Genomic DNA, 20,200 nt, shown 5'->3' with positions numbered 1-20,200 from the left:
ATGCGAAACGTGCATAAACGAAAGGCCCGCACTGGGCGGGCCTTTCGGATTGCAACACGAGGTCGCAGGGCGGAATCAGAAATCCATGCCGCCCATGCCGCCCATACCGCCGCCGCCATGACCGCCGCCGGCCGGCTCTTCCTTCTTCGGCGCTTCGGCCACCATAGCTTCGGTGGTGATCATCAGGCCGGCGATGGACGCCGCGTTCTGCAGGGCCGAACGGGTGACCTTGGTCGGGTCCAGGATGCCGAACGCGATCATGTCGCCGTATTCGCCGGTGGCGGCGTTGTAGCCGTAGTTGCCGGTGCCGGAAGCGACCTGGTTCAGCACCACCGACGGCTCTTCGCCGCAGTTGGTGACGATTTCGCGCAACGGCGCTTCCATCGCGCGCTTGGCGATGTTGATGCCGTGGTTCTGGTCTTCATTGGCGCCTTTCAAATCGCCGATGGCCTGCAACGCGCGGATCAACGCAACGCCGCCGCCCGGGACCACGCCTTCTTCCACCGCAGCGCGGGTGGCGTGCAGGGCGTCTTCGACGCGCGCCTTCTTTTCCTTCATCTCGATCTCGGTCGATGCGCCGACCTTGATCACGGCCACGCCGCCGGCCAGCTTGGCCACGCGTTCCTGCAGCTTCTCGCGGTCGTAGTCCGAAGAGGTGTCTTCGATCTGCGCCTTGATCTGCTTGATGCGGGCTTCGATGTTGGTGGATTCGCCGGCGCCGTCGATGATGGTGGTGTTTTCCTTCGACACCTGGATCTTCTTGGCGCGGCCCAGGTCCTGCAGGGTCGCCTTCTCCAGCGACAGGCCCACTTCCTCGGAGATCACCACGCCGCCGGTCAGGGTGGCCATGTCTTCCAGCATCGCCTTGCGGCGGTCGCCGAAGCCCGGCGCCTTCACGGCGCAAACCTTGACGATACCGCGGATGGTGTTGACCACCAGCGTCGCCAGGGCTTCGCCTTCGACTTCTTCAGCGACGATCAGCAACGGCTTGCCGGACTTGGCCACGCCTTCCAGCACGGGCAGCAGGTCGCGCACGTTGGAGATCTTCTTGTCGTAGAGCAGGATGAACGGATCGTCCAGGTCCACCGACATCGACTGCTGGTTGTTGACGAAGTAAGGCGACAGGTAGCCGCGGTCGAACTGCATGCCTTCGACGACGTCCAGCTCATTGTCCAGGCCCGAGCCTTCTTCAACGGTGATCACGCCTTCCTTGCCGACCTTCTTCATCGCGTCGGCGATGATGTTGCCGATCGACTCGTCGCTGTTGGCCGAAATGGTGCCGACCTGGGCGATGGCCTTGTCGTCGGCGGTGGGCTTGCTGATCTTCTTCAACTCGGCCACGGCGGCGATGACCGCCTTGTCGATGCCACGCTTGAGGTCCATCGGGTTCATGCCGGCGGCGACCGCCTTGGAACCTTCGCGGATCAGCGCCTGCGCCAGCACGGTGGCGGTGGTGGTGCCGTCGCCGGCGTTGTCGGAGGTCTTGGAAGCGACTTCCTTCACCATCTGCGCGCCCATGTTCTCGAACTTGTCGGCAAGCTCGATTTCCTTGGCGACGGAGACGCCGTCCTTGGTGATGGTGGGAGCGCCGTAGCTCTTCTCGAGCACGACATTGCGGCCCTTCGGACCCAGGGTGGCCTTGACGGCATTGGCGAGGATGTTGACGCCGCGCACCATGCGGGCGCGTGCGTCTTCACCGAAACGGATTTCTTTGGCGGACATGTTGAGTAACTCCGGGATTCGTGATTCGGGATTGGGGATTCGTTAGGAAGCGGGATGCCGGCAGTCGGGAAGTTTCGCTACGTGCTTTGCGCCGTTGCGAATCTCAAATCCCGAATTCCGAATCCCGTGCTCGGATCAGCCGAGGATCGCGAAGATGTCGTCTTCCTTCACCACCAGGTAGTCGGTGCCGTCCAGCTTCACTTCGGTGCCGCTGTACTTGCCGAACAGGACCTGGTCGCCGACCTTCACCTTGGGTGCGCGGACGGTGCCGTTGTCCAGCGCCTTGCCGTCGCCGACGGCGATGACGTTGCCCTTGATGGGCTTCTCGGTGGCGGAGTCCGGAATGACGATACCGCCAGCGGACAACTTCTCTTCTTCGACGCGCTTGATGACTACGCGGTCGTACAACGGCTTGATATTGCTCATTTCAATCCTCTTAAGTGATTGATTGCACTGGGAAAGGGGCGGCGATGTTAGCACTCGTACCGGGTGAGTGCCAGCTTCGCGGGCATAAAAACCCGGCAATGCCGGGATGCAAGACAGATGGGGTGCCCCTGCGTGCGATTCAAGAGGGGAAAACGCAGGGCAAAAAAAGAGCGCGCATGACAGGGGCATGCGCGCTCTCATGGAGATGGTGTCGTGTCCTTGCTTAGGCGTACCTCACCCTGCGCCTCTCCCCCCGCCGACTTCCTGTCAAAGCCGACTTCCTGCCAGCGAGCGTAGGAATACCAACCCGTTCTTGCCATGGGAAGACAGGGACGGGTCAATAAGGGACTTAATCAGGTTAGTTTCGGTACCTTACAGGTGTAACTCTTCAATTAAATTGAGATAAATTACTGAAGTGCTACCAAAAGCAGACGTTATGTGCCTAATATTGGTCACCTGTTTAGTATTGGTAGCTCTTTGACTTCTGTGAGAAGTACTGTCTCCGGTAATGTAGATTTCCCTTTCCAAGATGCTAGGCCAAGGAGTGCCGATGATTCAGCAAGAAAGGATTCGCCTGGCCCGCCGCGCCGCGGGAATGTCGCAGAAGCAGTTGGCTGAGGCCGTGGGCGTGCAACGCAGCGCAGTCAGCCACTGGGAGGCTCCCCTGGGAAAAAACCCCAGCGTCTCCCACCTGCGCAAGCTGGCCCAGGTGACCGAGGTGCAGTTCGAGTGGCTGGTGACCGGCCGCGGCGAGATGTCCTTGTCGCGCGAAGTCCTGCTGGACTCCATCGCCACCGCCGAAGCGCTGCTGATCGAGGACCCGCTGGAATTCCGGCTGGTGCATGCCTTCCGCGAGGTGCCGTTGCGCGCCCGGATCTCGTTGCTGGAGGTCATGGAGGAATTGGCGGCACAACGGACCGGCCGTGCCATCGGCCGCCGCGGGCCCGGTTCGCGGCCAGGAATCCCCGCCACCGGTTAACCTAGGGCCGTTAACGGACCCTAATGAACTGCGGCGCGTGCATGCGGTCGAACGGCCGCTTATTTTTTGCCCGCTCTGAGGAAGACCGATTCGATGACCATCCTGCCGCGCCTGCTGGCTCTGCTTGCCTTCGCCATTCCGGCGACGCCGGCTTTCGCTGTGAGCGAAGCGGACCTGCTGCCGGTGGACCAGGCTTTCGCATTGACCGCAAGCGCGCCCAGTCGCGATCGCATCGAGGTGCAATGGAAGGTCGCCGACGGTTATTACCTGTATCGCCACCGCACCGACGTGCAGGTCGATGGGCCGGGCTTCCAGGCCGGCAAGCTGCAGCTGCCCAAAGGCAAGGCCTACCGTGACGAATTCTTCGGCGACGTGGAAACCTACCACCAGGACCTGACCGGCGTGCTGGCCGGCCAGGCGGCGCCAGGCGTCGAAAGCGTGACCCTGAAAGTGAAATACCAGGGCTGCGCGGATGCCGGCATCTGCTACCCCCCGCAAACCCGCAAGCTGGTGGTGAAGCTGCCCGCCGCCGGAGCCATTGCCGGACCCACCGGGCCGCTTGGCGCGACCAACGCTGGCGGCCTGCCGCGGTTCGGCCAGGCTGCAACAGCGCCTTCCGGCGCGGCCGAGGCCTTGCCGCTGCCGCAGGAACAGGCGTTCGCTTTCGAAGCCATCGCCTACGACGGCAACCAGCTGCTGTTGCGCTTCACCCCGGCGCCGGGCTACTACGTGTATCGCGACCGCACCACGATGAAATTGGAAGGCGCCAAGCACCTGGCGCTGGGCCGTCCGCGCTGGCCGCAAGGCCAGTCGCATCGCGATGAGCATTTCGGCGAAGTGATTGTCTACTTCGACCAGGCCGAGGTGCCGGTGCCGTTGCAACGCAGCTCGGGCGAAGCCGCCGACGCCACGTTGAAGGTGACTTTCCAGGGCTGCCAGAAGGACGGCATCTGCTATCCGCCGATGACGCGTGCGGTGAAGCTGGCGATACCGAAAGGCCATATCACCTCTGCTGCCGACCTCTCGGCTACGGACGGGAACACCATCCCCACCCCAACCCTCCCCTTGAAGGGGAGGGAGCAAGAAACCACCGCTTCTGAGTCCTCCCCTTCAAGGGGAGGGTTGGGTGGGGATGGTGTGGCATTGGAAGTGCCCCGCACCACCCCGCCCGCCGACGTACTGCGCAAAGCCGGCAAGTCGACCAGCGTATGGGTGGCGCTGCTGCTGGCGCTCGCCGGCGGACTGGTCCTCAACCTGATGCCGTGTGTGCTGCCGGTGCTGTCGCTGAAGGCTTTGTCGCTGGCCGACAGCGGGCGCGACGGCGGCCATGCCCGCGCCAGCGCGCTCTGGTACACGGCCGGCGTGCTGCTGAGCTTCATCGCCATCGGCGCCATCGCCTTGGCCCTGCGTGCGGCCGGACAGGCGCTGGGCTGGGGTTTCCAGCTGCAACAGCCGCTGGTGATCGGGGCTTTGGTGTATCTGATGTTCGCGGTGGGCCTGAGCCTGTCGGGCGTGTTCGCGCTGGGCCATCGTTTCGCCGGCGCCGGACACGAGCTCACCGGACGCAGCGGCCCCGCGGGGGATTTCTTCACCGGCGTGCTGGCGGTGGTGATCGCCAGCCCGTGCACTGCGCCGTTCATGGGCGCAGCGCTGGCCTTCGCCTTTACTGCGTCTACGCCGGTGGCGCTACTGGTCTTCGCCTTCCTGGGGCTGGGGTTGGCATTGCCGTTCCTGCTGATCGGTTTCGTGCCGGGACTGGCGCAGCGCCTGCCGAAGCCGGGTGCGTGGATGGAAACGCTGAAGCATTTCCTCGCTTTCCCGATGTATCTGACCGCAGTCTGGCTGCTGTGGGTGTTGGGTAAACAGCGCGGCGTGGATGCGATCGGCCTGGCGCTGGCCGGACTGGTGCTGCTGGCGCTGGGTCTATGGTGGTACCAGCGCCTGCGCCTGCAGGTAGCGCCGCTGCGCCGTGCGCTGGCGCTGCTGGTGTTGCTGGCATCGCTGGCGCCGCTGGTGCTGGTGCACCGCTTGCGCCCCGAGCCAGTCAATGCCGCCACGGCAAACTCCGATTTCGTGCCGTATTCGGCGGCGAAACTGGCGGCATTGCGCGCCGAAGGCCGCGTGGTCTTCGTGGACATGACCGCCGACTGGTGCGTGACCTGCAAGGCCAACGAGAAAGCGGTGCTGGGGCGCGAGGATTTCCGCGCCTCGATGCAGCAGGCCGACGCGGTATTCATGCAGGGCGACTGGACCAATGTGGACCCGGCCATCACGCAATTCCTGGAAGCCCACCAGGCCGTGGGTGTGCCGTTGTACGTGGTGTTCCCCAGCGATGGCGGCGAAGGCGAAGTACTACCGACCGTATTGACCCAGGAAGTGGTGGCCAAGGCCCTGGCGCGCGCCAAGCGATGAAACTGACCACTACACGCATCTTGTTGGTTGCGGGTGCGGCGGGCGTGTTGGGCGTGCTCGCCAGCCTTTGGTGGGGCGGAAGTCCGCTGCTGCGCACCGACACCGGCCAGCGCGCGTTGCAGGCCGCTATGGAGGCTTCCGCACCGGAACCGCCACGGGGAGTGAAGCCCGCCCGCCCGGGCGAGCCGATGCCGACTATCGCTCTTCCCGATCTGCAGGGACGAACCCAATCGCTGCCTCGGGCTTACGCCGGGCGGCCACTGCTGATCAATGTATGGGCCAGCTGGTGCGGGCCCTGCATAGAAGAGATGCCGGAGCTGGACCGCTACGCCCGCGCCGAGGGTCCGGCAGGGGTACAGGTCATCGGGTTGGCGCTGGATACGCCTGAGAACATCCGCCAATTCCTTACCCGTGTACCGGTGACCTATCCGATCCTGGTGGACACGCCCGGCCCCGCCGACGCCAGCGTGTGGCTGGGCAACCGCAAGGGAGTGCTGCCGTACTCGGTACTGGTCGGCGCCGATGGCAGGATCCTGAAGCAGAAGGTCGGTCCCTTCGCCGCCGGCGAAATCGACAGCTGGACAAAGTAGGTCGGGGCTACGCCCCCGACGCGCATAAACCTTTCCGGGCCGGTGGGAGCGGCGTCCCGCCGCGAGCTTTTGAACTGCACGAAGCTTCGCCACAGGTTATTCGGGCGCTGAGTTAAGAGCTCGCGGCGGGACGCCGCTCCCACGCAGGATGACTCTGGCAATTTGAAACAATTGTTTAAAACACCAGTAACTTCTGCGAACTGGACAGTATTGACGTCTTCACGCAGACTGCGGCGCTTCCGCTGGAGCGTTCGATGGCAAAGCTGCTGGTCCTGCACGGCCCCAATCTCAACTTGCTCGGCACCCGCGAGCCCGAGGTCTATGGCCGCACCACGCTGGCCGAGATCGACGCCGCGCTGACGGCGCAGGCGGCAGCGGGCGGACACCAAGCGGAAAGCCTCCAGTCCAACGCCGAGCACCAGCTGGTCGATCGCGTGCAGGCTGCACGCACCGACGGTACCGCCTTCATCCTGATCAATCCAGCCGCCTTCACCCACACCTCGGTGGCCCTGCGCGATGCGCTGGCGGCCGTGGCGATCCCATTCATCGAGATCCACCTGTCCAACCCGCATACCCGCGAGCCCTTCCGCCACCACAGCTACTTCAGCGATCTGGCGGTAGGCGTGGTCTGCGGCTTCGGTGCCGACAGCTACCGCTATGCCATGGAAGCCGCGCTCAAGCGGCTTCCCGCCTGACTTTCCCTTTCCTTATCCCGACTCGCACCGTCAGCGGCGCGGGCATCCAACCACAGAGGCCAACATGGACCTGCGCAAGATCAAGAAACTCATCGACCTGCTGGAAGAATCCAATCTCGCCGAAATCGAGATCAAGGAAGGCGAAGAAAGCGTGCGTCTGGCGCGCGTGCCCAAGGGCAACTACCAGGCCGCGGCCCCGGTCTACGCCGCGCCGGCCGAAGCGCGCGCCGCCGCACCCATGCCGATGTCCTCGCCCACCGAGTCGGCGACCGGCGGCGGCGCCAAACCGGGCGGTAGCGATCAGCCGGAAGGCCACGTGATGCGCTCGCCGATGGTCGGCACGTTCTACACCTCGCCCTCGCCGGACAAGCCGGCTTTCGTGACCGTCGGCCAGTCGGTGAAGGCCGGCGAAACCCTGGCGATCATCGAAGCGATGAAGATGTTCAACCCGATCGAGGCCGACGTGTCCGGCACCATCCTGGCGGTGCTGACCGAAAGCGGTTCGCCGGTCGAATTCGACCAGCCGCTGTTCGTGATCGGCTGAGGCGCGGCCCATGCTCGACAAAGTCGTCATCGCCAATCGCGGCGAAATCGCGCTGCGCATCCTGCGCGCCTGCCACACGATGGGCATCCGCACGGTCGCCGTGCATTCCACCGTGGACCGCAACCTCAAGCACGTGGCCATGGCCGACGAATCGGTCTGCATAGGCCCTGCGCCTTCCAGCGAAAGCTACCTCAACGTGCCGGCGATCATCGCCGCCGCCGAGGTGACCGATGCGCAGGCGATCCATCCGGGCTACGGCTTCCTCAGCGAGAACGCCGATTTTGCTGAGCGCGTGGAGCAATCCGGTTTCATCTTCATCGGTCCCAAGGCCGACACCATCCGCCTGATGGGCGACAAGGTGGAAGCGATCCGCGCGATGAAGGCCGCGGGCGTGCCCTGCGTGCCCGGCTCCGGCGGTCCGTTGGGCGACGACATCGTCACCAACACCAAGATCGCGCGCGAGATCGGCTACCCGGTGATCATCAAGGCCGCCGGCGGCGGCGGCGGACGCGGCATGCGCGTGGTGCATGCCGAAGGCGCGCTCAACAGCGCCATCAGCACCACCAAGGCAGAAGCCAAGGCCGCCTTCAGCAACGACCAGGTGTACATGGAGAAATTCCTGGAGAATCCGCGCCACGTGGAGATCCAGGTGCTGGCCGACGGCCAGGGCGGCGCGGTCCATCTGGGCGAGCGCGATTGTTCGATGCAGCGCCGCCACCAGAAAGTGGTGGAGGAAGCGCCGGCGCCGGGCATCAGCGAAGAGCAGCGCAACGAGATCGGCAAGGTCTGCGTGGACGCCTGCATCCGCATCGGCTACCGCGGCGCGGGCACGTTCGAATTCCTGTACGAAAACGGCCGCTTCTACTTCATCGAAATGAACACCCGCATCCAGGTGGAGCACCCGGTCACCGAGCGCATCACCGGCATCGACCTGGTCTGCGAGCAGCTGAAGATCGCCGCCGGGCAGAAGCTATCGATCAAGCAGTCGGACATCGTGCTGCGCGGCCACGCCATCGAGTGCCGCATCAACGCCGAAGACCCCGACACGTTCGCGCCCAGCCCCGGCCTGATCTCCGGCTTCTATCCGCCGGGCGGCCCGGGCGTGCGCGTGGACACGCACATCTACACCGGCTATCGCGTACCGCCTAATTACGATTCCATGATCGGCAAGCTGATCGTGCACGGTCCCGACCGCGAAACCGCCATCGCCCGCATGCGCGTGGCGCTGAGCGAGATGGTGGTGGACGGCATCAAGACCAATATTCCGCTGCAGCAGTCGATCATGCGCGACACCGGCTTCCAGGCCGGCGCGCAGAACATCCACTACCTGGAAAAACGGCTGGCCGAGCGCAAGAACAAGTCGATCGCGCTGGTGTAGAAGATCGGGCCGGATGCCGGCCCGGTCCTGCTTGCGCCGCCAATGACTCTTCGTACGTCATGGCGCGAAAGAAGCCGCCGCCTCGGGTTCTTATTCCGAAGGCGGCTGCTGCGTACCCTTGAGTGGGCGTGCGGCGATGCTCGACAGAGGACTGCCCACCACGATGGTTTCCGACGAACCGTCGGGCCATACGATCTTGAAAGTGCTGCCGGGCGGCAGCGATGAAAAAGGCACGCCGCTGGTGGCGCGATAGACCGCCGCAACCTGGCCCGCGCCCTTGCTCCTGGCTTCCTCGGCCGAATCCACCGAAATCACCGAAATCTGCGTCAGCCCGCGGAATTCCGGCCTGGTGGTTTCGATCACCACGCCGGCCGCCAATGCGGCATAGGCCACGAACAGAAGTATCCAGAACCCTTTCTTCGCTTTTTGCGCAAAGCGCTTGTGAGTCATTTCGCAACTCCAATATCCGACATGAGGCTATCCACCATTCCGTTCAAATTGTCCGCTCCCTGCCTGGGCACGCCGGCATCGAGAACGAACAGGTAAAAATCCTGGGAGCTGTCGCGCGAACAGATCCCGCCGTTGGCGCAATACGACGTCATCAATACGCCGCTGGGGCTGCAATCGTTGCCAAGGCGGCACGCCGCCAGCAACCAGGCGAGTTCGGAGTACTGCGTACCCGAAATTCTGCCCAAATAAGCTTCCTGGCCGCTCCCGGCGATGCCCATGGCGGGCGAAATCGCGACGTAGGCCTCGGGATCACCGGAACGGCGTACGCGTTCCACCAGATCCTGTTTGTATTCGTTGCTGTCGGACAGGGGCTCGCCCATCGCCAGCAACGCCGCCTCGGCGGCCAGACTGCCCGCACGCGCGGCATCGAACCGCTTGGCGCGCAAAGACGACAAGGAAAAACCGTCGGCGGGAACGAAACGCGCGCAACGCTTGCCGACACGGTCGCGCGCAGCCGCCATCGCCGCAGTCGAGGTGCCCTTCAATTCCGAGATCGTGCGGGTATCGGCGGCATACCCCGCCGGGTCGGCCGCATAGGCGGCGCAGTAGTCGAGCACGCGGCTTACCTCCCACAAGGCTTCCGCGTCTCCCGCCGTTTCCTGCGCGCGCAGCCCCTGGACATAGGCGTAGAGGTCGCTGGCGCCTTCGAAATCCACACGCGAATCGCTCGGGGATTTTGGGATGTAGCCGGAACGTTCGTGCAAAGCCGCAGCGGCCTGCGCCATGCCACCGGCTTCGCTTCCAACGCGCGGGCTCAAGCCAGCCGAATCCACCATGCCGCGATTCCAGGCCACAGCGACCGACAGTCCGGCGACCGCAAGCAGCAAGAACACGGATTTTGTTTTCAACGTGAGCATTAGGACTGCTGGCTGACCATTTTCGCTAGGCTGAGCATGACGATCTGAAGGAGGAAGCGGCCGCGTCTTTGGCCTCTATGCGAATCGCCGCTCGGAACCGGCGCACGACAATTCGGAGGCCGCGCCGTAGTCTAATGCAGACTTCCCGCCCTATGGCGCGGCCGGTTCCTGCGGTTTTCTGAATCGAGCGCGCTGTTTTCCCCCAAACTTTCTTCGACCGAGCGGCAACATGCCCTATCTGGAACTCTCCCTACGCTGCAGCGAATCCGACCAGCCGCGCTATGAAAACGCGCTGGAGGACGTCGGCGCCCTATCGGTCACCCTGCTGGACGCAGATGCCGATACCAGCAACGAACACGCGATCCTCGAACCCGGTGTGGGCCAGACGCCGTTGTGGCATGCGCTGGTGCTGACTGCGTTGTTTCCCGCGGAAACCAACGCGCTGGCGCTGCTGGCTGCGCTGGAATCGTTCGATCCCGGCCTGGACTGGTCCAGCGCCAGCTTCCGCAGTGTGGAGGACCAGGATTGGGAACGCGCCTGGATGGACCAGTACGTGCCGCTGCGTTTTGGCGCGCGCACTTTCATCGTGCCGTGGAATCAAGCGCTTCCCGAGGAAGCCGACAACCCCGATGCGGCGATCGTGCGGCTGGATCCGGGGCTGGCCTTCGGCTCCGGCACCCATCCCACCACTGCGCTGTGCCTGCGCTGGCTGGACCGGCTGGCGTGCGAAGGGGAACTGCAGGGCACGAGCGTGCTCGATTTCGGCTGCGGCTCGGGCATCCTCGCCCTGGCCGCGCTCAAACTGGGCGCCGCCAGCGCCGTTGGCGTGGACAACGACCCGCAGGCGCTGACCGCCAGCTTCGACAACGCCGAGCGCAATGGGGTGGGCGAGCGGCTGGCGGTTTACCTGCCGCAGGACGAGCCACAAGCAACCTATCCAATCGTCGTCGCCAACATCCTCGCTTCGGCCCTGGACGCCCTGGCCGAGACGCTGGCCAAACGCGTCGCGCCCGGCGGGCGCATCGCGCTGTCGGGCATCCTGCAGGGACAGGAGGATGAGCTGCTGGTCCGCTACGCCCCCTGGTTCGACCGGCTGACCACCGACCAGGAAGGCGATTGGATGCGCATCGAAGGCGTACGACGCTGAACCTCTGTAGGGGCGGGCCCCGCCCGTGTAGGAGCGGGCCCTGCCCGCGAGCTTTTGGTAGGTAGCCGACGAATGCGATACGTCCGGAAAAGCTCGCGGGCAGGGCCCGCTCCTACAGTCCGCTTCTTGTAGCTGCAATCCCATGATTGAATAGCCGCATGTTCTTTTCCTGCCCGCATTGCCGCGATCTGGTCGCCACCGACCGGGAAACCAATCTGCCGCCCGTGCTGTGCCCGCGTTGCGGCGGCCGGCTGCGTGCGGACGTGCCGCGTGAAAAAGCGGCCACTGCCGTTACCGCGACCGGCGATGCGCCGGCAAAAGGTGGGCCCAGTTTCGCCAGGTTTCTGCAAGTAGCGGCTTCCGCTCCTGCAGCAACGGAAACCGACACGCACCTGGCGCGGGAAACGACCAACGAGGCGACGAGCGATGCGGTTAAAGCCATCGTCGATGTTGAACCCCTTGCCAGCGTCGTTCAGGACGAACCGCCTGCCGTGGAGCCCGAGGAGATCGAAACGGCCGCTACCGCAATCGACGAAATCGCAACGAAAGCGTCGGTGCCCGCCGCACCATCACCGACCCTGCAATATCCGGGACCCAGCTTTACCCGGCAGCGCGCCCAACCTCTGATACCTGCACGTACCGCAAAGTGGCAGTGGGCGGCGCTGGTGGTGCTCGCAGTTCTATTGTCAGTTCAGGTGCTGGTGGCCGACCGCGCCCGCCTGGCGGCCGATGCGAGCTGGAGGCCGTTAATCGTTTCCCTGTGCGCGGTGGCGGGATGCTCGGTGCCCGCCTGGCACCAACCCAGTGCATTGGCGATGCTGAGCCGCGATGTGAGTCCGATTCCGGATACCCAGGGCGGTTTGAATGTGCAAGCCACCTTCCGCAACGATGCACGCTGGCCGCAGGCTTGGCCGGTTTTGCTGTTGTCGTTGTCCGACGCCGATGGCCGCGTGCTCGGCGCTCGCGCCTTTGCGCCAAAAGAGTATCTGGGCGCTACCGCAACGCAAACGGAACTCGCCCCTGGCCAAAGCGCTCAGATCGTATTGAGATTGCATGAACCGAACCCGGACGTGGTGGCGTTCTCGTTCGACTTTCGCTAGCGGCAAGCAAAATCGTCAACAAAGGGATGCACCCGCGCAGATCACGCGCTAGACTCCCCTCCCCGTCGAAAGCCGTGACCCGCTCGACGGTTTTCCAGCAACGATTTTGGCCAGGGGATCGCCCTTCGTGAATGCCGCCGCTCGCCATGACACCAGCCGTGGCAATCCAAAACCTCCATTGCGCGAACACGTGGCGCAATCGGTGCGCCGCTACCTGCGCGATCTGGATGGCAGCGACGCGGACGATGTGTACGAGATCGTGCTGCGTGAAATGGAAATCCCCTTGTTCGTCGAAGTGCTGAACCATTGCGAGGGTAACCAGAGCCGCGCGGCGGCGCTGCTGGGCATCCACCGCGCCACCCTGCGCAAGAAACTCAAGGACTACGGGCTGGCCTGAGTTCGCATGGCGTACCGGGCCGTCCGCGCACGGTGGTGCTGCGCTGCGGAAGTTATAATTCGCGCCACCTTCCCGCACCGCCCTCCCCATGACTTCCCATTCCAAGCCTGGCGCCTCCGTGAAAATAAGCCGGGCGCTGCTGTCCGTTTCCGATAAGACCGGCCTGGTCGCACTGGCCACTGCGCTGGCCGCCCGCAATGTAGAGCTCCTGTCCACCGGCGGCACCGCCAAGGCGCTGCGCGACGCGGGGCTGGCCGTACGCGATGTCTCCGAAGTCACCGGCTTCCCCGAAATGATGGATGGCCGGGTCAAGACCCTGCATCCCATGGTCCACGGCGGCCTGCTGGGGCGCGCAGGCGCCGACGATGCGGTGATGGCCGAACACGGCATCGCCCCGATCGACCTGCTGGTGCTGAATCTGTATCCGTTCGAGACCGTCACCGCCGATCCTGCCTGCACTCTCGAGAACGCAGTGGAGAACATCGACATCGGCGGACCGGCGATGTTGCGTTCGGCCGCCAAGAATTTCGCGCGCGTCGCAGTGGCCACCGATCCGGCGCAATATGCCGGCATCGTGGAGGAGCTGGAGGGCAACGACGGCGCACTGTCGGCCGCGACGCGTTTCGCACTTTCGGTCGCCGCCTTCAATCGCGTGGCGCAGTACGACGCGGCGATCAGCAACTATCTCTCCGCCGTGGACGATCCGTCGCGCGACGTGCCGGCGCGCGCGGCGTTCTCGGCGCAGTCCAACGGCAGCTTCGTCAAAGTCATGGATCTTCGCTACGGCGAGAACCCGCACCAGCAGGCCGCGTTCTACCGCGACCTGTACCCCGCCCCCGGTTCGCTGGCCACCTTCACTCAGCTGCAGGGGAAGGAGCTGAGCTACAACAACATCGCCGACAGCGACGCGGCCTGGGAATGCGTGCGCCAGTTCGACTCGCCGGCCTGCGTGATCGTCAAGCATGCCAATCCGTGCGGCGTGGCGGTGGGCGTGGCCTGCGGCGATGCCTACGAGCTGGCCTACGCCACCGACCCGACCAGCGCCTTCGGCGGCATCATCGCCTTCAACCGCGCGCTGGATGCGGCGACCGCGAAAGCAATCCTGGACCGCCAGTTCGTCGAGGTGCTGATCGCGCCGGATTACGACGAAGGCGCGCTGGAATACGCGAAGAAAAAGGCCAACGTGCGCGTGTTGCGCATCCCGCTCGCGCCGGCCTCGAAAGGTTTCATCGACACCAAGCGCGTGGGCTCGGGGATGCTGATGCAGACTGCCGACGATCGCGTGGTGACGCGCGACGAACTGCAGGTGGTGACGAAGCTGGCGCCGAGCGAGGCGCAGTTTGCCGATCTTCTGTTCGCCTGGAAGGTGGCCAAGTTCGTCAAGTCCAACGCCATCGTCTATGCGAAGGACAATCGCACCATCGGCGTGGGCGCCGGCCAGATGAGCCGGGTCTATTCGGCGCGCATCGCCGGAATCAAGGCGGCCGATGCGCACCTGGTGGTGCCGGGATCGGTAATGGCCTCGGACGCCTTCTTCCCGTTCCGCGATGGCATCGATGCGGCGGCCGAAGCGGGCATCAAGGCGGTGATCCAGCCGGGCGGGTCGATGCGCGACAATGAAGTCATCGCGGCGGCGGACGAACATGGGTTGGCGATGGTGTTTACGGGTGTGCGGCACTTCAGGCACTGATTGCTGCTCCCTTCTCCTGCGGGAGAAGAGCCTGCCCAGTACTCGATACGGGGTGGCGCGAAGCGCCGGATGAGGGTGCGACGAAGTCATGATCGCTGAAGATCACGGACTCCGCCGTACCCTCACCCCAACCCCTCTCCCGGTGGGAGAGGGGCTCTAAGTCACTAGACTCCTGCTCTTGCGGGAAAAAAAGCGAGACTGGTTATGAAAGTTCTGATCATAGGCTCAGGCGGCCGCGAACACGCCCTGGCATGGAAACTCGCTCAATCCGAACGAGTCGTCGAAGTCATCGTCGCACCCGGCAACGCCGGCACCGCGACCGAAACCAAATGCCGCAATGCGAATGTGGCGGTGAACAACATCGACGGCCTGCTGTCGCTGGCGCGCAACGCGAAAGTGGATGTCACCGTGGTCGGCCCGGAGATTCCGCTGGTGGCCGGCGTGGTGGACCGCTTCCGTGAGGCCGGCCTGCGCATCTTCGGGCCCACCGCGGCGGCCGCGCAGCTGGAAGGCAGCAAGGCCTACGCCAAGGATTTCCTGGCCCGGCATGGCATTCCCACTGCGTTCTATTCGGTGTTCACCGAGATCGTGCCCGCGCTGGCTTATGTCCGCGACAAAGGCGCGCCCATCGTGGTCAAGGCCGATGGCCTGGCCGCAGGCAAGGGCGTGATCGTGGCGATGACGCTTGCCGAAGCCGAGGCCGCCGTCACCGACATGCTCTCGGGCAACGCCTTCGGCGATGCGGGCGCGCGCGTGGTGATCGAGGAATTCCTGGACGGCGAGGAAGCCAGTTTCATCAGCATGGTCGACGGCGTCACTGCCTTGCCAATGGCCACCTCGCAGGACCACAAGCGGGTGGGCGACGGCGACACCGGCCCCAACACCGGCGGCATGGGCGCGTATTCGCCCGCGCCGGTGGTCACGCCGGAAGTGCACGCGCGGGTGATGCGCGAAGTGGTGAATCCCACCGTGCAGGGCATGATCGCCGACGGCATTCCCTTCACCGGCTTCCTGTACGCAGGACTGATGATCGACGCGGCCGGCGCGCCCAAAGTGATCGAATTCAACGTGCGCTTCGGCGATCCGGAGACGCAACCGGTGATGATGCGCCTGCAATCCGACCTGCTGGAGCTGGTGGAAGCGGCCATCGACCAGCGTTTGCACGAAACCGAAGTGCGCTGGGACCCGCGTCCATCGCTGGGCGTGGTGATGGCGGCGCAGAACTATCCCGATACGCCGCGCCTGGGCGATGTCATCAACAGCTGGGACGTGCCCGACGTGGCCGATACCAAGGTCTTCCACGCCGGTACCCGCATCGAGGGCGACCACGTGGTGACCACCGGCGGCCGCGTGCTGTGCGTATGCGCGCTGGGCGACAGCGTGGCCGATGCGCAGCGCAAGGCGTATGCGGAAGTGTCCGGGATTTCGTGGAACGGGGAATTCCACCGCCACGACATCGGCTGGCGGGCGATCGCGCGCGAATCCTGAGAGGGACGCCGGTTTTGGCGCCCATGTAAGCGCGCACTGACCCACAGGTAGCGGATCGTTCTACTTTCGCCACGCCACGCTCCCCGGGTGGGAGAAGCAAACGGCAAATGCTAGTCTCCGCGCATCCAAGGAGCCTGCATGTCGAGCCACAGCCAGTTCGCCCTACTGAAACAGCGGCGCTTCCTGCCCTACTTCGCCGTCCAGGCGCTGGGCGCCTTTAACGACAACGTCTACCGGCAGGCCATCATCGGCCTGTTGGGCTATATGACGGTCAGTGCGGACGACAAGTCGCTGTATGCGATGCTGGCCCCGGCCATTTTCATCCTGCCGTACTTCCTTTTCTCGTCCATCGCTGGACAGTTCGCCGAGAAGCTGGAGAAGTCGCGCCTGATCCGCATCACTACCGCCATGGAGATCGCCATCATGTCGCTGGCGGCGGTGGGCTTTCTGACCCAGAACATGACCGTGCTGCTGGTGGCGCTGTTCTGCACCGGCGTGCAATCCACGCTGTTTGGACCGGTGAAGTATTCAATCCTGCCCTCGGTGCTGAAGCCGGAGGAACTGACCGGTGGCAATGGCTTGGTCGAGATGGGCACCTCGATCGCCATCCTCGTGGGCATGATTTCTGGCGGGATGATCTTCGTGCTGGCCGGCACGCAGGGTCCGGTGGTAGCCGCCATTGCGATCATTTTGTTGGCGATCGCCGGCAACTTGTTGTCTCGGTTGATTCCAAAAGTGGATGCCGGCGCGCCCGATCTGAAGATCAACTGGAATCCGATTCCCGAATCCATCGCAATCTGGCGGCTGACCCGCAAGCAACCGGCCGTACGCAATGCCGTGCTGGGCGTATCGTGGTTCTGGTTCTTCGGCACCATGCTGACTTCACAGTTGCCGGCTTACGCAGAGCTGCACCTGGGCGCCTTGCCGCAGGACACCACCATCTACATCTTCGGGCTGGCACTGTTCTCCATCGGCACCGGCGTCGGCTCGCTGCTGTGCGAAAAACTCTCGGCACGCACAGTGGAAATCGGCTTGGTGCCGATGGGCGCGCTGGGCATGAGCGCCTTCCTGCTGGACCTCTATTTCGCTCGCAGTGGCCTGCCGCCACTGCGCGGCCTGACCTTCGACAGCTTCCTGTCGGCGCCGGGAAGCACGCGCATCGTCATCGACCTGGTCGGCATTGGATTGTTCGCCGGTTTCTTCGTCGTGCCGCTGTTCGCGCTCATACAGAGCCGTACTCCGCGCGAGGAAATGTCGCGCGTGATCGCCGGCATGAATATCCAGAACGCGCTGTTCATCGTGGCCGCGGCGGGGATCGGCATTTTCCTGCAACGGGTATTGGGCTGGACCATCCCGCAATTGTTCCTGGCCCTGGCCATCGCCAATGCCGTGGTGGCCATCTACATCTTCACCATCGTCCCCGAATTCCTGATGCGTTTCCTCAGCTGGGTGCTGGTGCGCGGGCTGTACAAGCTGCGGCTGCACGGCATCGAGAAGAACGTGCCCGACGAAGGAGCCGCATTGCTGGTCTGCAACCACGTCAGCTACATGGACGCGCTGATCCTGTCGGCCAGCGTGCCGCGGCCGGTGCGCTTCGTCATGTACTACAAGATCTTCAACATTCCGGTGATGAGCTGGATTTTCCGCACCGCCAAGGCCATTCCCATCGCCGGCGCACGCGAGAACCCGGAGTTGATGCAGCGCGCCTTCGACGAAATCGATGCGGCGCTGGCCGACGGCCAGCTGGTGGGCATCTTCCCGGAAGGCGCGCTGACCCGCGACGGCGAGATCGCCCCGTTCAAATCGGGCATGGAAAAGGCATTGGAACGCGCCGCCGAAAGCGGACGCCCGGTGCCGGTGGTTCCGATGGCGCTCAAAGGCATGTGGACCAGCATGTGGAGCCACCGCGACGGGCGCATGGCCCGCATGCGCGTGCCGCGCCGCTTCCGCGCGCACGTCGAGGTGGTTGCGGGCGAAACCATCGACGGCAAGGGCGCCACCGCGGAACAACTGGAAGCCCGGGTACGCGAACTGCGTGGCGGCGACGCGTAGCGGCAGCGTGCTCTGATGAGCACCATTCGGTTACGCTAATAGCGGGGAAACACGAATCAATCGAAGTCCGGGCTATCCGCAGTCCCGGCGTCACCGGAGTCTTGTATGAGTTACGTGCCTCCGCCTCCGGGCGGCTATCAGGAATACATTCCCAACCATCTGGTCTGGGCGATCCTGAGCACCTTGTTCTGCTGCCTGCCCTTGGGCATCGTGTCGATCGTCTATGCCTCGCAAGTGGACGGCAAGCGGGGAGCGGGCGATATCGCCGGCGCGCGCGAAGCCTCGGACAAGGCCAAGTTCTGGGCGATGCTTTCGGCCGGACTGGCAGTGATCCCGATCCTTCTGTATCTGATTTTCGTGGTCGCCTTGGGAGTGGTGGGCGGACTGGGCGGACTGAATTAGACTGTCCCCCGTCATCCACCTGTCTCAGCAACCATCCAGAACGGAGAATCCAGATGAGCTACGTACCGCCGCCCGCTTCCGCCGCCGCCCCCGGTAGCGTTCCCAATCACCTTGCCTGGGCCATTATTTCCACCGTGTTGGCTACCTGCCTGTGCTGCCCGCTCGGTCTGGTCGGCATTGTGGCGATCGTGTTCTCCAGCAAGGTCAATAAGCTGCTGGCGCAGGGCGATATCGCCGGCGCGCAGCGCGCCTCGGCTACCGCCAAGACCTGGTGCTGGGTCGCCACCGCGCTGGCCATCATCGGCGTGGCCTGGACGACCTACAGCCTGACCATGGGCGACGGCTTCGCCCAGTACCAGCAGATCATGGAACAGGTGCAGTCCGCGCAGTGATCGTGGCACTGAAGCCTTTGCAGATAGCTGGACTGACAGCGGCCGCCCTGGCGGCCGTTGTCGGTTTCTGGCTGCTGCGTAATTTCGACCCCAACGCGGCCGGCAGCCCTTTCCCGGAATGCATGTTCCATGCCTTCACCGGCTGGTACTGCATCGGTTGCGGCATGACCCGCGCGCTTCACGCACTGACCCATGGCGATGTGCCGCGCGCGTTCTCGATGAATCCGCTGGCCATGTCGATGCTGTCGATCTCGCCGCTGCTGGCGGCATGGAAACTGGGCTGGCAACCCGCTTTCCTGCGGCCTTTGATCGCCGTGGTGGCCGAGCCGAAATTCTGGCTGGTGTTGCTGCCCTTCTACTGGATCGCGCGGAACCTGCCGTGGTTTCCATTTACGTTGCTGGCGCCGGGCAGCTGAAGATTCTGTAGGAGCGGGCCCTGCCCGCGACGCTCTTCGCTCAATGGAAAAAGCGTCGCGGGCAGGGCCCGCTCCTACAAGGGCGTCCGGGTCAGCTCACCCAACCTGCGACCACGAACAACGCCAGCACCGCCATCCACAGCAACAGGATGCGCCAGACCAGACTCATGGCGTCGCGCAATTCGGGCAGCTCGCGCATGGCCTGGACCATGCCTTCCTCGGCGTATTCCTCGGCCTCTTCCGCCAACTCGCTCTTGACGCTGGCGCGTGCGGCCGCGCCCAGGAAACCGCTGTCCAGTTGCAACTGGTTGCCGCGCGCTTCGCGCCACGCATTGAACACGGCATCGAAATTGCCGACCAGCGCCATCGAAAGCGTCATCAGCTGGGCCACCGGCCAGTCCAGCACGGCGTACAGGGCCCGTGCGCCTTGCCGTGTTTCGGCAGGCAGAGTTTGCGCGAATTCCCCTTCGACCGAAAACGCGGTCAGCCGGTACAGCAAGGCGCCCACCGGCCCCAGCAGCAGAAACCAGAACAGCACGCCGAACCAGCGATGCAGGGCGTTGCGGAACACCGCTTCCACCAGCGCCGGGCCGTCGGCCGCGGTGGCCGCGCCATCCGGCCACAGCCGCGCCATGGCAGCGCGCCGCGCAGGCGGATCGTGCGCATCGATGATCGCTTCCACATCGACATCCAGATCGCGCGGACCCCAGGCGTAGACCAACGCGACGATGCCGAACAGCAACCCCAGGAAGCCCAGCAGCAGCGGGGGCGCGCGCAGCATCCATTGCAGCAGGGCGACGATCAGCAATGGCGGCAGCAGCGCCATTGTTATGCCGTAGCGTCCGCCCCAGAAGCCGCCTTCGCCCGCATTCGCATCCAGCCATCGCAGCCAGTGGCCATACCAATGGTAGTGACGCGCGGCCGTCACCAGCGCTGGCGCTACGTGCCCCAGCACCAATGCAATGACGACTGCAACCAAAGTGATCGACATGGGTGTCCCTCC

Annotated in this window: 20 protein-coding genes; 15 read left to right on the top strand and 5 right to left on the bottom strand. The window is 64.4% G+C overall.

What is annotated here, in order from left to right:
- Window positions 1-75: 75 nt before the first annotated feature.
- Complete coding sequence (gene groL / locus BLR66_RS10995) at window positions 76-1,722, bottom strand: chaperonin GroEL (RefSeq protein WP_093285907.1); 1,647 nt, start codon at window positions 1,720-1,722, stop codon at window positions 76-78.
- Between the two features lie 135 nt (window positions 1,723-1,857).
- Complete coding sequence (gene groES, locus BLR66_RS10990) at window positions 1,858-2,148, bottom strand: co-chaperone GroES (RefSeq protein ID WP_093285903.1); 291 nt, start codon at window positions 2,146-2,148, stop codon at window positions 1,858-1,860.
- Window positions 2,149-2,698: 550 nt separating this feature from the next.
- Between groES and BLR66_RS10985 the strand changes: the two genes are divergently transcribed.
- The 6 genes from BLR66_RS10985 (at window position 2,699) to accC (ending at window position 8,746) form a co-directional block, all read left to right on the top strand.
- Window positions 2,699-3,127 carry a helix-turn-helix domain-containing protein gene (locus tag BLR66_RS10985; RefSeq protein ID WP_176943842.1) on the top strand — a complete coding sequence of 143 codons (429 nt, stop codon included), beginning with the start codon at window positions 2,699-2,701 and terminating at the stop codon, window positions 3,125-3,127.
- 93 nt (window positions 3,128-3,220) lie between these two features.
- A complete protein-coding gene (locus BLR66_RS10980; protein ID WP_093285896.1) occupies window positions 3,221-5,539 on the top strand; it encodes a protein-disulfide reductase DsbD family protein in 2,319 nt (772 codons plus the stop codon).
- Window positions 5,536-6,129, top strand: a complete 594-nt coding sequence (locus BLR66_RS10975; RefSeq protein ID WP_093285893.1) for a TlpA family protein disulfide reductase — start codon at window positions 5,536-5,538, stop codon at window positions 6,127-6,129. Before BLR66_RS10980 ends, BLR66_RS10975 begins: the two co-directional genes overlap by 4 nt.
- Before the next feature lie 254 nt (window positions 6,130-6,383).
- A complete protein-coding gene (gene aroQ, locus BLR66_RS10970; RefSeq protein ID WP_093285889.1) occupies window positions 6,384-6,824 on the top strand; it encodes a type II 3-dehydroquinate dehydratase in 441 nt (146 codons plus the stop codon).
- Window positions 6,825-6,888: 64 nt separating this feature from the next.
- On the top strand, window positions 6,889-7,368 hold the full coding sequence (gene accB / locus BLR66_RS10965; protein WP_093285886.1) for an acetyl-CoA carboxylase biotin carboxyl carrier protein: 480 nt from the start codon (window positions 6,889-6,891) through the stop codon (window positions 7,366-7,368).
- A 10-nt stretch (window positions 7,369-7,378) separates the two neighbouring features.
- Window positions 7,379-8,746: an acetyl-CoA carboxylase biotin carboxylase subunit gene (gene accC / locus BLR66_RS10960; RefSeq protein ID WP_093285881.1), complete on the top strand. Its 1,368-nt coding sequence runs from the start codon at window positions 7,379-7,381 to the stop codon at window positions 8,744-8,746.
- A gap of 90 nt (window positions 8,747-8,836) precedes the next feature.
- On the opposite strand, the gene BLR66_RS10955 is transcribed toward accC, so the two are convergent.
- Both BLR66_RS10955 and BLR66_RS10950 read right to left on the bottom strand, forming a co-directional pair.
- Entirely contained in the window at window positions 8,837-9,196 is a 360-nt protein-coding gene (locus tag BLR66_RS10955) for a hypothetical protein (RefSeq protein WP_093285876.1), read from the bottom strand.
- Window positions 9,193-10,113, bottom strand: a complete 921-nt coding sequence (locus BLR66_RS10950) for a hypothetical protein (RefSeq protein ID WP_093285872.1) — start codon at window positions 10,111-10,113, stop codon at window positions 9,193-9,195. Before BLR66_RS10950 ends, BLR66_RS10955 begins: the two co-directional genes overlap by 4 nt.
- A gap of 229 nt (window positions 10,114-10,342) precedes the next feature.
- Here BLR66_RS10950 and prmA point away from each other — a divergent pair, with 229 nt between their 5' ends.
- The 9 genes from prmA (at window position 10,343) to BLR66_RS10905 (ending at window position 19,197) form a co-directional block, all read left to right on the top strand.
- Window positions 10,343-11,260, top strand: a complete 918-nt coding sequence (prmA, locus tag BLR66_RS10945; RefSeq protein ID WP_093285868.1) for a 50S ribosomal protein L11 methyltransferase — start codon at window positions 10,343-10,345, stop codon at window positions 11,258-11,260.
- A gap of 158 nt (window positions 11,261-11,418) precedes the next feature.
- The gene (locus BLR66_RS10940; protein WP_093285865.1) at window positions 11,419-12,360 is read left to right on the top strand and encodes a DUF3426 domain-containing protein; all 942 of its coding nucleotides are present in this window, start codon (window positions 11,419-11,421) and stop codon (window positions 12,358-12,360) included.
- A gap of 127 nt (window positions 12,361-12,487) precedes the next feature.
- The gene (fis, locus tag BLR66_RS10935) at window positions 12,488-12,757 is read left to right on the top strand and encodes a DNA-binding transcriptional regulator Fis (protein ID WP_093285861.1); all 270 of its coding nucleotides are present in this window, start codon (window positions 12,488-12,490) and stop codon (window positions 12,755-12,757) included.
- A 124-nt stretch (window positions 12,758-12,881) separates the two neighbouring features.
- A complete protein-coding gene (gene purH / locus BLR66_RS10930; RefSeq protein WP_255402585.1) occupies window positions 12,882-14,447 on the top strand; it encodes a bifunctional phosphoribosylaminoimidazolecarboxamide formyltransferase/IMP cyclohydrolase in 1,566 nt (521 codons plus the stop codon).
- A 204-nt stretch (window positions 14,448-14,651) separates the two neighbouring features.
- The gene (purD, locus tag BLR66_RS10925) at window positions 14,652-15,935 is read left to right on the top strand and encodes a phosphoribosylamine--glycine ligase (RefSeq protein WP_093285853.1); all 1,284 of its coding nucleotides are present in this window, start codon (window positions 14,652-14,654) and stop codon (window positions 15,933-15,935) included.
- 138 nt (window positions 15,936-16,073) lie between these two features.
- Window positions 16,074-17,987, top strand: coding sequence for an MFS transporter (locus BLR66_RS10920; RefSeq protein ID WP_093285849.1), 1,914 nt, complete (start codon window positions 16,074-16,076; stop codon window positions 17,985-17,987).
- A gap of 105 nt (window positions 17,988-18,092) precedes the next feature.
- Window positions 18,093-18,389 (top strand): CD225/dispanin family protein, encoded by a 297-nt coding sequence (locus BLR66_RS10915; protein ID WP_093285845.1) that lies wholly within the window; start codon window positions 18,093-18,095, stop codon window positions 18,387-18,389.
- 53 nt (window positions 18,390-18,442) lie between these two features.
- Window positions 18,443-18,781 carry a CD225/dispanin family protein gene (locus tag BLR66_RS10910; protein WP_093285840.1) on the top strand — a complete coding sequence of 113 codons (339 nt, stop codon included), beginning with the start codon at window positions 18,443-18,445 and terminating at the stop codon, window positions 18,779-18,781.
- 2 nt (window positions 18,782-18,783) lie between these two features.
- Entirely contained in the window at window positions 18,784-19,197 is a 414-nt protein-coding gene (locus BLR66_RS10905; RefSeq protein WP_255402456.1) for a DUF2752 domain-containing protein, read from the top strand.
- 91 nt (window positions 19,198-19,288) lie between these two features.
- On the opposite strand, the gene BLR66_RS10900 is transcribed toward BLR66_RS10905, so the two are convergent.
- Window positions 19,289-20,188, bottom strand: a complete 900-nt coding sequence (locus BLR66_RS10900; protein WP_093285837.1) for a cobalamin biosynthesis protein — start codon at window positions 20,186-20,188, stop codon at window positions 19,289-19,291.
- Window positions 20,189-20,200 lie beyond the last annotated feature (12 nt).

The sequence above is a fragment of the Pseudoxanthomonas sp. CF125 genome, from assembly GCF_900104085.1.
GTDB lineage: Bacteria > Pseudomonadota > Gammaproteobacteria > Xanthomonadales > Xanthomonadaceae > Pseudoxanthomonas_A.
The sequence above is the reverse complement of the archived record's forward strand: the minus strand, read 5'-3'. Positions and strand labels throughout refer to the sequence as shown.